This is a genomic window from SAR86 cluster bacterium (assembly GCA_029268615.1).
Classification (GTDB): domain Bacteria; phylum Pseudomonadota; class Gammaproteobacteria; order Magnimaribacterales; family Magnimaribacteraceae; genus JAQWNM01.
In genome coordinates this window covers 95,800-109,970 of record JAQWNM010000013.1, presented here as the reverse complement: position 1 = coordinate 109,970, position 14,171 = coordinate 95,800, and the positions used below count along the sequence as shown (strand labels likewise).

Here is a 14,171-nt window from a genome sequence, read left to right as displayed (position 1 = left end):
TTTTTTTATTATTATAAATAACTTTATTATATGCATTGTAATTAAAATAGCATGGATGAATAAAAATTTATTTTTAGGTATTAATAGCCAAGAAATTTACCCACTTGTTAAAGCATTTATTTTTTTCTTTTTTGTTTTGGCTTCTTGGTATGTCTTGAGGCCAGTCAGAAATGAAATGGCTCTTCAGAGTGGCATTTCAAACTTGCCCTGGTTGCTAACTACCGTAATGGTCGTGATGGTTATTGCAAACTTGCTTTACTCATTTATGACCTCAAGAATTAAAATTTCTCTAATAATTCCTTACTGTTATGGTTTTTTTATACTAAACCTGTTTATTTTTTTGTTTTTATGGTCTGTCAATGATGATAATTCAAGAATTTGGGTTGGCAGGGCATTTTATGTTTGGTGCCAGATATATAGCTTTTTTATAGTGTCTGTATTTTGGGTTGTTATAATTAATTTTTTTCGAAATGAAGAGGCAAAAAGATTATTTGGTATTATAAGCGCAGGCGGTTCTTTGGGAGCTTTCTTCGGGTCTTCAATTGCTAGATATTTTTCAACCAATATTTGCGGATCAAGCTCCATATCAGATTGGGGTCCTTTTTTATTAATTATTTTCTCAGCTATCTTTTTATTGATAGCTATATTCTTTTCTTATCAATTTAATTCCTCAAAAGAAGAGAGTGAAATAAATGATCAAATAAAAATTGGAGGTTCATTTTTAGATGCTTTTAAAAACTTAATTAATGAGCCCATAATTAGATATCTAGGTTTTTATATAATATTGTGGACAGGATTAATGACAGTTGCATGGATGATATCACTAGGAATAGTAGAAAATTGGTCTTCTGATACATGTGAGCGAACAGCTTTTTTTGCTCGTATTGAACAATGGGTAACTCCTTTGACGTTATTAGTACAACTTTTCCTTACTTCCAAAGTATTGAGATATATAGGTTTGATGCCAGTTTTAGTTGTTTATGGATTAATCTTTATAATTATCTTCTTAGGTTATGGATTATTTCCCAATATTACTTCTGTTTTAGTTTTAACAATTCTCATAAGAGTATTTGAGTATGGTTTCAATAAACCAGCAAGAGAAACTATATATACTGCTTTGCAAAAACAAGATAGGTATAAATCAACTGTAATGTTAGATACATTAATTGCCCGTTCTGGAGATGTAATTGGAGGCTGGTTTGTAAAGGGACTTACTTTATCAGGTGTCTTGATTTTATCCGTGACTTGGGCAGCTTTGCCTTTAGCTTTTTTAATTTCCTTAACAGGCTATAAGATATCAAAAGCTATTAAAATTTAGTTTTGCTCTTAACTTATAAATTTATTAGATGTATTCTGTTTTAATTCAATGGAGAAAAAATGAATAAAAGTATTTTTGAAGGGTTAGATTTGAATTATGAATTATTATGTACGGCTGTTATAAATGTTGATCCGGTAACAACACCTGGACCTATTGGTCCAGCGCCTTGGAATAATAGACTTATAGCTTATATTAGTGAAGGTGAGTTTGAAGGCCCTAAACTGAAGGGCAAGGTTCTTCCAGGTGGAGGTGATTGGATTCGTATGGATCCTAATAGACCTAATGCTCGTATCGCAGATGTTAGAGCTGTTTGGGAGACGGATGATGGAGCTAAATTATATTTGTATTATACGGGTCGTATTATCACTCCTGAAACTCCGCCCGGCCAAGATCCTGTAGACGACTCGACTAGGGATCCTAGCGAATATTATTTTAGAGTTGCACCTAATTTTGAAACAGCAGACCCAAGATATTCATGGTTAAATGACATAATTGTAGTTGGGGTAGGCAGGATGCTTCCAGCAGGTGTTGCTTACAATATGTATCATATTAAATAATTTATTTTTTTATTGGAGGGATTTTATGGCCAGATTAGAAGGGAAAGTAGCTCTTATTACAGGAGCTGCTAAGGGTTTAGGTGAATCTGATGCAAGGTTATTTGTTAAAGAGGGCGCAAAAGTAGTATTAACAGATATAGACTTTGAGCAAGGAAAAAATCTAGCAGATGAGTTAGGTAAAGATTCAGCTTTATTTTTAGAACAAGATGTCAGAGATGAAGATAGATGGAAGGAAGTTTTAGAACAAACCGTTCAACATTTTGGGAAATTAAATATTTTAGTAAATAATGCCGGGATAGTTATTCCTGGAAATATAGAGACTCAATCAACTGATGAATATCGTTTAATTATGTCAGTTCATGTAGATAGTGTTTTTTTTGGAAGTAAATATGCCATTCCACATATGATTGAATCTGGAAGTGGTTCTATAATTAATATGGCTTCAATTGCAGCAATCCAGGGTGAAAGATATGTAGTAGCTTATTGCGCAGCTAAAGCAGCGATTACCGGATTGACAAGGGCTACAGCTGTTCATTGTGCACAAGAAAAACATAATATTCGGGCTAATTGCATTGCACCTTCTGGTATGGATACTCCTATGGTGCAGAATTTTGGAGAGCAAATGCTCGAAGCTGGACTTATATCAGGTAATGAAGCCTCTTCACCATCAGGAAAAGCTGATGATATAGGTTATATGGCTCTTTATCTTGCATCAGATGAATCTAAGTTCGTATCTGGGACTACAATGGTTGTAGATAATTCAATGACAATAACAACTGGGGCTGTACCTAGTTAAAAACCAAATATTACAGTTAGTTTTTTTAGATAATATATCATTATACGAAGGAGAAAATATGCAAACTTTGAAAGGAAAGGTTGCTTTAATTATAGGAGCAACTTCGGATCCTGGAATTGGGTCGGCTATTGCTAGAAAATACGCAGATGAAGGTGCAATTGTAGTTATAAGTGGAAGGAGGCAAGAGGCCCTTGATAAGCTTTCAGTAGAATTAGATTGCCTAGCTGTCAAGGCAGATATAAGTAATGATCAAGAAATTTCTTCTCTTGTAGATCAAGTTATAGAAAAGCATGGTAAATTAGATATTGCAGTTAATTCTGTAGGAATTTATGATCCAGTAACTATAGCTGACATGACAAGGGATTATCTTCAGTTGTATTCAGACCTGCATTTTATAAGTCCTACGTTATTCATCCAAAAATGTGCAGCTGCCATGAAAGATGGCGGATCTATTATTACTTTGTCATCATTGACTGTTGAGCTAACAAGTGCTGGCTTAGGAGGATATGCCGGAGCTAAAGCTGGCGCAGATAAAATAGTACAAATAGCTGCTTACGAATATGGCCCTTTAGGCATCAGAGTTAATAGTTTGTCGCCTGGACTCGTAGATACAGAGATGACTGATGGTCTTTTTTCTATACCTACGATGATAGATGCCTTTATAAAAGAGATTCCAGTTGGTAGAATGCCAACATTAGATGATGTTTGCCATGCAGCACTCTGGTTAGCTAGTGATAATTGTATAAGTACTGGCGATAATATTAGAGTGAGCGGAGGAAGTCATCTACGAAGGTTACCAACAACAGAAGAATTAATGGGGGAATAAAATATGGCTATCAATCCAAAAGATAACTACTTTACAGATACTTCTAAGGCACCAGAGCCAAAGTTAGGTGATAAACCTATTCTTGGTGAACGGTATACGTCAGTTGAATTCATGGAACTTGAATGGGAGCATATGTGGACAAAGGTTTGGCAAATAGGAGGCACCGTTCAAGAGCTGCCTAATGTTGGTGATTATATTACTTATAATTATGGAAGAGAGTCTATCCTAATGACTAAAGGTCAGGATCAAAAGATTAGAGCTTTTTATAATGTTTGTCAGCATAGAGCAAATAGACTCGTTCAAGCTGAAAGAGGAAATTCAGACTCATTTTCATGCGGTTATCATGGATGGAAATATGCTTTAGATGGAGAATTAATACACGTCAGAGATGAAGAAGATTTTCTTCAAGGTAGTCCGTGCGGAAAGTTAAGACTTGCAGAGATACCTTGTGATTTATGGGGAGGCTTTATTTGGTTCAACATGGATGAAGCTTGTAATTCCTTGGATGATTTTTTAGCTCCTCACAATGAACACCTAAGTGTTTATCCTTTAGATAACATGATGAGAACTGATTGGATAACTATTGAGGGTGATTTTAATTGGAAAACTGTTCAAGATAACTTTAATGAGTCTTACCATATTCCAGATGTTCATCCTCAATTAAAATATTTTTTAGATGAACGCTATCAGTCTTGTCAGTTCGATTTATATCCTAATAGCAATGTTAGAATGTTGATGCCTGGTTCTGTTCCAACTCCTAGAGCTCTTGATGAAGAAGATATGATTATCGAGTACATTAAACATGATGCAGAAATGTGGGAACTTAATGTTGAAGATTATCGAGGAAGGTTCGAAGATTTCAGAGTAGACCTTCAGAAGCAAAAAAGAAAGTTAGCCGAGTCAAAAGGGTATGATTTTTCTAAATTTAATGATGATCAATTAACGGATAATTATCATTACGGTTTTTTTCCAAATGTTTATTTTAGTATGAAACCTGACGGAAATATCTTCTTAAGAGGGACACCTCATGCAACAGATCCAAACAAGTGTTATTTTGATATGTGGTACTTTACTTGGTTCCCAGATGCTCAAGAAGAGTATTACTCATTTACTATGGAAGAGTATAAAAGTAAAAGTACTCCAGTCGATCATATTGTTGGAAAATTTGGAGAAGTGTCGGCAGGGCCTGGTATTGATCAAGATGTAGGGGTTTGGGAGAGTCAACAGCAGGGACTGGCATCTAGAGGCTTCAAGGGGGATTATATGCCTAATCAAGAAAGGCGTATAAGGTACCACCACGAGTCTATTGATAGATACATTGATGGAACTCATGAATTTTTACAAAAGAAATAGTTTTTTAAAAGGTTGTGACAGAAAAGGATTTCATACCAGTAGCAGACCTAACAGACATTGAAATAGGGCAATCTGTTTCTATGGAAGTGAATGAAGTGCAAGTTTTGATTTGTAATACAACACAAGGTGTATTTGCTGTAGAAGACAATTGCAGTCATGCCAACTTACCTTTAGAGGGTGGAAGAATCCAAGGTAATCTAATAAGTTGTCCCGTACATGGTGCTCTTTTTGATCTTAGAACTGGCGAAGCGAAAGGCAGACCAGCATCAATTAAAATAAAAACATTTGATTTAAAAATAGAAGGGACAAGTATCTTAATAGATAAACCGATAAAAGAATTAAAAATAGCCCCCGCTTGGGGTCCAGGTTTTGTTCCCCCTAAGCCTAAGAGTTAATTTGATATGAATGATTTTAATTATCTATTAATTGATGAACCCGCTAAAAATGTTCGGAGGATTTTATTAAATAGACCAGAAAAACGAAATGCAATGTTTAATCCCTTAAGGAAGGAATTATTTCAAGCGTTAGAAGAGTCAGATCAAGATAAAGATATAAGGGTTATCATTTTAGGCGGGTCAGGAAGTTGCTTTAGTGCTGGGTATGATCTTGGTTTTAATGTAGCAAATGAATTGCCTTATCATACTAGTACAACTGACGGCTTTTGGCCTAGGCATGTAGTGGAGGGTGCGTTTAAGATTTGGGATTTATCTACTCCCGTTATAGCTCAAGTTCATGGTTATTGTTTAGCTGGAGGAACAGAGTTAGCTACATCATGTGACTTAATTTATACTTCAGAAGATGCCAAAATTGGCTATCCAGTGGTCAGAGCTATAAGTCCCCCAGACAATCAGTTTTTTCCTTGGATAGTAGGTCTTAGAAATGCTATGGAAATGATGTTAACAGGAGACTCTATTTCTGGTAAAGAAGCTGTTGAAATGGGTTTTGCAAATAAGTATTTTGCAGAGACTGATTTATCCGAGGAAGTATTAAAGATTGCAGAAAAAGTAGCCAGAGTCCCACCTGATATTCAAGCTATTAATAAAAGAGCAGTTCACAGACAAATGGAAATAATGGGATTGAGGACTGGTATAAGACAAGGTACAGAAATGCAAGCGCTTGCTATGCATACCAAGGCAACAAGAGAGCATTTAAAAGAATTGTCTGAAGGTATAACAAAGGCATTAACTAGTAGAGATGAAGAGTTTGGAGATTATCGCACTTCTAAAGATAAAGATTAGATTACTAGCTGTAATGATAAGTTTTATATTTAGTAGCTGTTCAGAATATTCTGATATAGATGGAGCTACTTGGTCCGGATCTGCAGATTTTATGGAAATATCTGATGATAAAATGAAAATGTATTATGGAATGAAGATTCCTTCTAATAAAGTTTTTATAGGCGGTTTATTTGAAGTCCTGCAGGCTGGGACTAATCAACATTTTACAAAATTAAAAGTAACAGATATTGAATTTGAAGAAAGAATGGATGGACTTAAATATTGCCGGATATGGGGCAATGTAGAAGGTTCAGATATACCAAGTTACTTTCTAGCCAATGAGTGCAAACCTTTTTATAATTAACTATTAATGATATGAAAAATTCAGGAACTTCAATTGATACTAAACTTTTTGATTGGCCGTCTGATAAACCCCATTTAAAAGGGTCTGAGTGCATAAACTGTGGTGCAATAACTTTTCCTATACAAAATGGATGTCCAAGATGTTGTGGTGTGGAAATGAAATTAATACCTTTAAAGACTAGAGGTACTTTATGGAGTTGGACGATTCAAGGGTTTCCTCCTAAATCTCCCCCATATGGGAAAGTAGAAACACCAGAATCTTTTATCCCTTATGGAGTAGGTTATGTTGAATTAGAGGGTCAGGTGAGGGTTGAGAGTAGATTAACTGAAAATAATCCTGAAAAACTTTCAATTGGCATGGAGATGGAATTAGTAATCGAGAAATTTATTGAAGATAAGGATGGCAATGACATAATGATATATGCATTCTCACCTATAACAGGAGATTAAAAGATGACAGAAGTAGCGATAGTTGGAATAGGAATCCATCCTTTTGGAAGAACTGAAGGGGTTAGTGGACAAGAGCAGGGTATATTTGCTGTAAGAGAAGCATTAGAGGATGCTGGAATTGATTGGAGTGATTTACAGTTTGCTTATGGAGGAAGTGCTGCTGCAGGTTCTGCTGATAGCATGGTCAGTAAAATGGGCTTAACAGGCTTACAGTTCATCAATGTAGCTAATGGTTGTGCAACAGGAGGAAGCGCACTCCAATCTGCTTATATGGCAATTAAGTCAGGAGCATTCGATGTAGGAGTAGCTGTAGGTTTTGACAAACATGAACGTGGAGCTTTTAGGGTTGACTCTCCAGATTGGTATGGTCAGTCAGGTTTAGCTCTAACTACTCAATTTTTTGGTATGAAAATCCAGAAATATATGTCAGATTTTGGGATAACTGATGACACACTGATAAAAGTAGCTGAAAAAAGTTTTAAGAATGGATCTTTATCACCGACAGCTTGGAGAAAGAAACCCCTTAGTTATCAAGAGATAAAAGATTCACCAGTATTGAGTCATCCACTAAGAAAGTACCAATTTTGTTCACCAGCTGAAGGAGGGGCAGCAATAATACTTTGTAGAGCTGATATGGCTGAAAAATATACCAATAAACCTTTGTACCTCAAAGCGGCAGTTATGAGAACAAGGAGGTATGGATCATTTGAAGTTTTTACCCAAGGACAAGCAGTAGAGCAAGCAGAGAGTCCAACTGTAGATGCATCAAAGGCTGCATTTGAAATGGCTGGTTTAGGCCCAGATGATATTGATGTAGCTCAACTTCAAGATACAGAGGCAGGTGCAGAAATTATGCATATGTCCGAGAACGGCTTCTGTAAAGATGGAGATCAAGAGGAATTGATACAAACTGGAGCAACTCAGATTAATGGTAAATTTCCAGTAAATACTGATGGAGGTTGTATAGCAAATGGAGAACCTATAGGAGCTTCAGGGTTAAGACAAGTGCATGAAGTGTGCACACAACTTCGGGGTGATGGAGGTAAAAGACAAGCTTCAGGAGACCTAAAGACAGGGTATACTCATGTTTACGGTGCACCAGGATTAAGTGCGGTAACGATTATCCAAAGATAGATATTTATATCAATCCATAATGATCTAAAGGGTGATGCAGCCAACTTACCAATAGGCCCTGATTTAATGATCAGAAGTTTGTAGTCTCTATACATTTATTTCTTTAAGTTTTTCGTGCATAGAAGAAATTTGATTTCCTCCTGTAATTTCTGCATCAAGATCCTTCAAGCCTTTTTCTAATATTGGGTGTGAATGATTAATTAAAGCTTCATTAAAGCTAAGCCTTTTTTTTGCTCTATTATAATAATTAACAACATTTTTCTTTTTGTTGGTTAACAAATGAAGTAGTTTAAGTTCTTCAAGTCTGTGGAGGATAGTTATCCAGATTACGTCTGCTAAAGTATATTGATCTGCGATTATCCATTCCCCTTGATGGTTAGCTAAAAGAATTTCTAAATCATTTAAATGTCTATTCATAATTTCAAATGATTTAATGATCACTGTTTCAAGGGTACTTTTCTCTTGAAATAATTTTACACCTAAGGCTTTCATTACTAGAAATATTATGGCTCTTTGTTTTATGGGATGAAATAAAAGACCTATTATAATTTTTTTAAGTGGGACGTAACTTATCATGCAGGTAAATAAAGGGGGAGTAAGGAGGGCAACACAGTTTCCCGCATATTCTAATAAATTTTCATCTGGCTTACCTTTAAGAGATCCTTTGTTTATCCAGTATTTCATATCACTTAGATCTTTATCGCCGGTAGGCATTAATTTTCCACCAGTCTTTAAGTTTTCCGCTAAATATAATAGTTGTTCATGAGATTCATAAACTGGTCTTCCAAAATGCAATAAAACAGGAACAGTACCTTGCGGATTTATTTTCAAGAATTTTCTTGAAAGAGTTTCATAATTTCCGGTTTCAATTAAATTGATATGCTTAGATTGATAGCTAATGTTATATTCAGCCAAAGCAATTCTTATTTTACGAGAGCATAAAGAAAAGTTATTGTGGTAAAGGACCCATTCCTGGTTTGTTATTTCTACAATATCACTTCCTATTCCTGGGCAAGTTTTAAAAGTCTTTCTGTTAGATTTTTCATAAATAAACCATAGAAATGGTAAAAATAAAAGAATCATTAAGAGCAAAGAGATTATATTCACATTTAGGTAGCTAAATGCCATCCTCCATCTAAGATAAGTGTTTCACCAGTAACTACTTTGGAACCATTAATGAAAGAATCTATTGCTATTGCAACATCTTCTGGGGTGCAAGTTAGCTTTAAAGGAGTAGTTGTTTCAAAATTCTTCATGGCTGCATTATATATTTCTTCGCCTAATCCATTTTTTAACCATTCTCCTTGAATGAACCCTGGGCACACCGCATTTACTCTTATAGGCCCAAGATTTCTAGCCATAGAAAGAGTCATCGTATTTAAAGCTCCTTTTGAAGTAGCGTATGCAAGTGAGCTACCTACTCCTTTCACTCCAGCTATGGAAGAAACATTCACTATGCTTGCATCTTTACTCTCTAATAAGGCCTTTTTTGCGTGCTTTACCATCTGGAAAGGGCCAATAACATTTACAGAATAAATATACTGAAAATCTTCAGCAGTAAGAGCATCTAAGTCAGCATGGTGAGCAAATTTAGTAGTACCAGCATTATTCACTAAGCAATCAATCCTTTCCCATTTATTTAAAGTTTTATTTATAGTTTCTTGGCACGCACTTTCATCAGAGACATTTGCAGATATTGCTAATCCATCTACTCCTATTGATTTACACTCATTTATCACTCCTTCTGCTTCATCAATAGAAGATGTGCAAGTTACAACAATATTCCATCCTTTTGTTGCTAGTAATTTAGCAGTTGCTGCTCCTACTCCACGACTGCCCCCAGTTATTATTGCTACTTTATTTTTAGATGAGGCCATTCTTATTTCCTTATTTCATTAAAAACTATTAATTATTTTTTCTTTTTTCCTTTTTACCATTTTCTCTAAATATTTCAACCTAGGGAAGAATAAGTAAATATATTAATGTGCCAGAGAGTTAATGCTTTCATTCTTATTTAAAAGATTGTGACAAGTTTGTTACAACAATTTATTAGTTAACATTTTATCTAAATTTAATGACATAATGTCGAAACTTATGAAATTAGTCACCTATACACACAAGAATTTTACTGGAATAGGGTCGTTATTTGAAGGGAGTATAATTCCTTTTTCACAAAATAGTACTCTTCCAAATAACATGCTTGAATTCATAGAAGGAGGAGATGATTTAATAAAAAAAAGTCAGGAGCTATGTGCTAATCCAAAAGAACTAGTGTCTTTAGATGAAGTTATTTTAAAGGCGCCTATCCTTAGACCTCCTAAAATAATTGCTGTAGGCTTAAATTACAAAGATCACATAGAAGAAGTTCAGGCATCAGGAAGAGAGATGGCAACTCCTGAAGTGCCAATGATTTTTAATAAACAGTCGCTTTCTGCAACTGGACCATACGATGAAGTACATGATCCCAAGGTATCTAAGATGCTTGATTACGAAGGTGAGTTAGCTATGGTTATTAGTAAGAAGTGTCGACATGTCCCTAAAGAAAATGCGACTGATGTCATTGCTGGATATTGTGTAGCAAATGATTTAAGTGTTAGAGATTGGCAACTTAGAGTCCCAACTTTTACTATTGGAAAATCTTTTGATACTCATTGCCCTTTTGGTCCAGCAATAGTTACCTCTGATGAAATCTCTGATCCTCATAACTTAAGTATTATTACTTCTGTAAATGGAGAGGTTAGACAAGATTCAAATACCAAATATTTATTATTTAATTGCTTTAATCTTATAGAGCATATATCCACTGCTTTTACTTTAGAACCTGGAGATTTAATTCTAACTGGCACACCAAGTGGTGTAGGAGGGCCAGAAGGTAAATTTTTAAAAAAAGGTGATGTCATCAAGATTTCAATATCTGAATTAGGATTTATAGAAAATGAAGTTATAGATGAGCCAAGTTCAACAATTATTTATTAGTATTAAGAGACAATGTCAATTATTAAAATTAGAGATGTAGCGTATCCCATCTTGCAAGTTCCAGATCTAGATTTACAGGAAAAATTTTTAGTAGATTTTGGAATGAAGAAAGTTTTACTTGAAGATAATTTTCTTTATATGAGAGGAGCAGGAGATCAACAATTCCTTCATTTAACTCGCAAAGGAGATAAGAAATTTATTGGTTTAGCTTTTTATGCTCAATCAGAAGAAGACCTTCAGACATTAAGTGAATTAGATAATTTTTCAGGTATAGAGGATTTAAAGTCTCCGGGTGGTGGGAAAATGGTGTGGACAACTGATCCTGATAATATAAGAATCGAAGTTGTATTTGGAATTAAAAACCGTCAGCCGGATATAGATCAGTTTTTGTCTGCAGGGGATAATATTGGAGGAATTAAAAAAGAGAACCATAGAAGATTTAATCAAACAAAACGCGTTGGAAAGTTAATTCCTTCAAAAATAAAGAAACTAGGCCATATAGGTATAAATATATCTGACGTAACAAAAAGTTTTAATTGGTATAACCATCATTTTGGTATTTTAATTTCTGATAAGATTGAAATAGAAGAAGGTTTTTATGGAGCCATGTTTTGTAGGTGTGACTTAGGAGAAGAGCCTACAGATCATCATTCTCTTTTTATTTCTTCAAATCTTACATCGGGTCTTCTTAGCGGTTTAAATCATCTATCTTATGAGGTTATTGATATAGATGATATTTTTCTTGGGCATGAGAACTTAAAACAGAATAATTATAAACATGAATGGGGAATAGGAAGGCATTATCTGGGTAGTCAAATTTTTGATTACTGGAGGTCACCGTTTGGCCATGTACATGAACATATGACTGATTCAGATGTTTATGATAACACTATTGAGGCAGGTATTTCTTCAATAGCAGAAGCAGCTGGTATGCAGTGGGGGCCTGATATAACTGCAACTTTTGGTAATGAAGAGGGGGTCTGACATGACTATAAAAAAAATAAATAAAAAAGTAATTAAATTGAAGCCTTTATCAACAAGAGATAAATTGGTAAATGCAGCTATAGAACACTTAAATACTCATGGCAGGGAAGGTATGACAGTTAGTAAATTAGCGGAAGATGCTAATGTTGGTTATGGTACTTTTTACCATTATTTTAAGTCGCCTGAAGATATATTTATAGCGGCTCTTGAAGGTTCGGTATCAGAACTAAGTATTCAATTACGTGATTATTTTAAAGATGAAGAAGATAAGCTTTATGTAATCATGAAAAGCTTCCAGGTAATGTTTCGGAATCTTATAGATAATCCAGCTACTCCGTGGCTTTTAACTAATCCATCACATTTAGTAGATGTCATATCAAATGCTAATGCAGAGCATGTTTATAGAGACGTTGGAGATATCATTCAAAAAAATAACATGGTTTATGGTGACTATTTAAGATATTTTGATACTAAATATCGTGTGATGATTTGGGCTATTCTTGGAGGCATAGATGAAGTTTATAGAGGTAAAGATAGATTAGAAGTTGAGATAACAGTTTATAAGCATCTAGAATATACTTTGGATTTATATGGACAAAAGGCTATTGAAATAAAAGAGAGACTATCCTTAGATGCTTGATCCTTATTCATTCTTTTTAAAGTTAAAAACTTTATAGAATTTTTGTCCTTTTTATTTAGGTAAACTTATATGACCGCTACTTATAAGTTCTGAGTATTCCAATTTCCATGCATGAAATGGATCTGAATGACAGTCTAAAACATATTTATTGAATGAGCTGTAAGCATCAATTATTTTTTTTTCTTTTATCAAGGGATTGATGTTGATGCTCTTTCTGTAGCTATCTTCTTGAACTATCAGGCGTGAGCATAAGAAGGAGTTGTACCAATCATTTGTGACTTCATAGTCTTTCAAAGGGGTTCTTAGGCCGTTCAAAACTTCATTGTACCAGGAAGCTGTATACATCCCAAGGCTGACTAATGATGATACTTGCTCAGATGAATTATTTTCTTCAAAGGATTCACCTAACAATCTATTTGTTATACATATTTGCTTAAGGTGTTCGTATAATTCTCCTGAAATACCTTCTTCATTGATCCAATTATTAGAATCATTATTTTTATTTAAAAGAAGTATCTCATGTTCGGCTCTGATATTTGTTGTCTCACTAATATGTCTCCTTAGCGCAGAAATTTGAGCAAGAGAGTCTTCTTGGGAAGCAATAGAAGTTATCATTTCTTCCATTTGAAGCCAGATTACTTTAAGTGTTTGTTCATCAACATGCTTTGAAAAGTTTTGTAAATTTTTCTCTAAAAAATTTTCCGCTAATTCTTCTCCCAAAGAGTAAATTGAATTATTGCTAAGCTTATTTTTTTTAAACCAATCTTTAATGGGCATTGACTAATTGTCTGGCGTCCAGTCTTCAAATCTTTCTTGTAATCTCTGCATTCCTTTAATCCATCTATCAGGATCAGCACCTTTTCTTTTTATGTATTCAAGTACCTCTTTATGGGGGGTGACTAAGAATCGTTCATTTTCTATAGAATCCATAACACATAATGCAACTTCTTTAGGTTCCATCATGCCATCTACTCCAGCCACGCCAGGACCTCCTCCTGTCATAGCTGTTCTCACAGCTTGAGGGCACAAACAAGATACACCTATACCTTTAGAGCCATAAGTAATTTTTATCCACTGAGCAAAACTAACTGCAGAAGCTTTAGTTACACTATATCCTGCTGCACCTATTTGAGTAAGCAGGCCTGCAGCTGAAGCAGTATTCATTAGATATCCTTCGCCCCTATCTAGCATTTGTGGCAACACATGCTTGGCAGCTAATATATGGGATAAAACATTTACTTCCCATATATTTTGCCAATCATCAATCTCAGCTTCAAAAAAACCTGGAGTTCCCATGATGCCGGCATTGGAACAAAATATATCTATTCCTCCGCAGTAGTCCTGAGATGCATCAATAATATTTAAAATATCAGATTCTTTGCTGACATCTGCAATTATAGAGATTCCTCCTACAATATTACTTGTTTCTTCAACATCTTTGTTTAGATCTACAGATATAATCTCATTTACTCCTGCTTCTTTAAAAGTTTCGCATAAAGCTTTACCTATACCGCTAGCAGCTCCTGTCACAACAACTCGTTTTCCTTTGATTTGCAT

At 34.8% G+C, this 14,171-nt stretch carries 17 protein-coding genes; 13 read left to right on the top strand and 4 right to left on the bottom strand.

The genetic code is table 11. The features are described from left to right. The first annotated feature begins 55 nt into the window (after positions 1-55). The 10 genes from P8J93_07200 to P8J93_07155 are packed head-to-tail and all read left to right on the top strand — an operon-like array spanning position 56 to position 8,014. A complete protein-coding gene (locus tag P8J93_07200; protein ID MDG2061584.1) occupies positions 56-1,318 on the top strand; it encodes an MFS transporter in 1,263 nt (420 codons plus the stop codon). Positions 1,319-1,377: 59 nt separating this feature from the next. Then, complete coding sequence (locus tag P8J93_07195; protein ID MDG2061583.1) at positions 1,378-1,875, top strand: DUF3237 domain-containing protein; 498 nt, start codon at positions 1,378-1,380, stop codon at positions 1,873-1,875. A gap of 25 nt (positions 1,876-1,900) precedes the next feature. Continuing rightward, complete coding sequence (locus P8J93_07190) at positions 1,901-2,671, top strand: SDR family oxidoreductase (protein MDG2061582.1); 771 nt, start codon at positions 1,901-1,903, stop codon at positions 2,669-2,671. A 58-nt stretch (positions 2,672-2,729) separates the two neighbouring features. Continuing rightward, entirely contained in the window at positions 2,730-3,497 is a 768-nt protein-coding gene (locus P8J93_07185) for an SDR family oxidoreductase (protein MDG2061581.1), read from the top strand. Positions 3,498-3,500: 3 nt separating this feature from the next. Continuing rightward, positions 3,501-4,850: an aromatic ring-hydroxylating dioxygenase subunit alpha gene (locus P8J93_07180; protein ID MDG2061580.1), complete on the top strand. Its 1,350-nt coding sequence runs from the start codon at positions 3,501-3,503 to the stop codon at positions 4,848-4,850. 14 nt (positions 4,851-4,864) lie between these two features. Then, positions 4,865-5,245, top strand: coding sequence for a Rieske 2Fe-2S domain-containing protein (locus P8J93_07175; GenBank protein ID MDG2061579.1), 381 nt, complete (start codon positions 4,865-4,867; stop codon positions 5,243-5,245). A 6-nt stretch (positions 5,246-5,251) separates the two neighbouring features. Next, positions 5,252-6,088: an enoyl-CoA hydratase-related protein gene (locus P8J93_07170; protein ID MDG2061578.1), complete on the top strand. Its 837-nt coding sequence runs from the start codon at positions 5,252-5,254 to the stop codon at positions 6,086-6,088. Between the two features lie 13 nt (positions 6,089-6,101). Further along, positions 6,102-6,431 (top strand): hypothetical protein, encoded by a 330-nt coding sequence (locus P8J93_07165; protein MDG2061577.1) that lies wholly within the window; start codon positions 6,102-6,104, stop codon positions 6,429-6,431. 11 nt (positions 6,432-6,442) lie between these two features. After that, a complete protein-coding gene (locus P8J93_07160) occupies positions 6,443-6,880 on the top strand; it encodes an OB-fold domain-containing protein (protein ID MDG2061576.1) in 438 nt (145 codons plus the stop codon). 3 nt (positions 6,881-6,883) lie between these two features. Then, on the top strand, positions 6,884-8,014 hold the full coding sequence (locus P8J93_07155) for a thiolase family protein (protein MDG2061575.1): 1,131 nt from the start codon (positions 6,884-6,886) through the stop codon (positions 8,012-8,014). Between the two features lie 87 nt (positions 8,015-8,101). Here the strand turns inward: P8J93_07155 and P8J93_07150 are convergent, their stop codons facing one another. Continuing rightward, on the bottom strand, positions 8,102-9,142 hold the full coding sequence (locus P8J93_07150; GenBank protein MDG2061574.1) for a glutathione S-transferase family protein: 1,041 nt from the start codon (positions 9,140-9,142) through the stop codon (positions 8,102-8,104). Then, positions 9,124-9,891: an SDR family NAD(P)-dependent oxidoreductase gene (locus P8J93_07145; protein MDG2061573.1), complete on the bottom strand. Its 768-nt coding sequence runs from the start codon at positions 9,889-9,891 to the stop codon at positions 9,124-9,126. The genes P8J93_07150 and P8J93_07145 overlap by 19 nt, the downstream gene beginning before the upstream one ends. 217 nt (positions 9,892-10,108) lie before the next feature. On the opposite strand from P8J93_07145, the gene P8J93_07140 reads away from it, so the two are divergent. The 3 genes from P8J93_07140 to P8J93_07130 are packed head-to-tail and all read left to right on the top strand — an operon-like array spanning position 10,109 to position 12,614. Then, positions 10,109-10,990, top strand: coding sequence for a fumarylacetoacetate hydrolase family protein (locus P8J93_07140; GenBank protein ID MDG2061572.1), 882 nt, complete (start codon positions 10,109-10,111; stop codon positions 10,988-10,990). A gap of 12 nt (positions 10,991-11,002) precedes the next feature. After that, positions 11,003-11,974, top strand: a complete 972-nt coding sequence (locus tag P8J93_07135; protein ID MDG2061571.1) for a VOC family protein — start codon at positions 11,003-11,005, stop codon at positions 11,972-11,974. 1 nt (position 11,975) lies between these two features. Beyond that, entirely contained in the window at positions 11,976-12,614 is a 639-nt protein-coding gene (locus P8J93_07130) for a TetR/AcrR family transcriptional regulator (GenBank protein ID MDG2061570.1), read from the top strand. A 51-nt stretch (positions 12,615-12,665) separates the two neighbouring features. Here P8J93_07130 and P8J93_07125 read toward each other — a convergent pair whose 3' ends face one another. Then, positions 12,666-13,391 (bottom strand): hypothetical protein, encoded by a 726-nt coding sequence (locus P8J93_07125; protein MDG2061569.1) that lies wholly within the window; start codon positions 13,389-13,391, stop codon positions 12,666-12,668. Between the two features lie 3 nt (positions 13,392-13,394). Then, the gene (locus P8J93_07120) at positions 13,395-14,171 is read right to left on the bottom strand and encodes an SDR family NAD(P)-dependent oxidoreductase (protein MDG2061568.1); all 777 of its coding nucleotides are present in this window, start codon (positions 14,169-14,171) and stop codon (positions 13,395-13,397) included.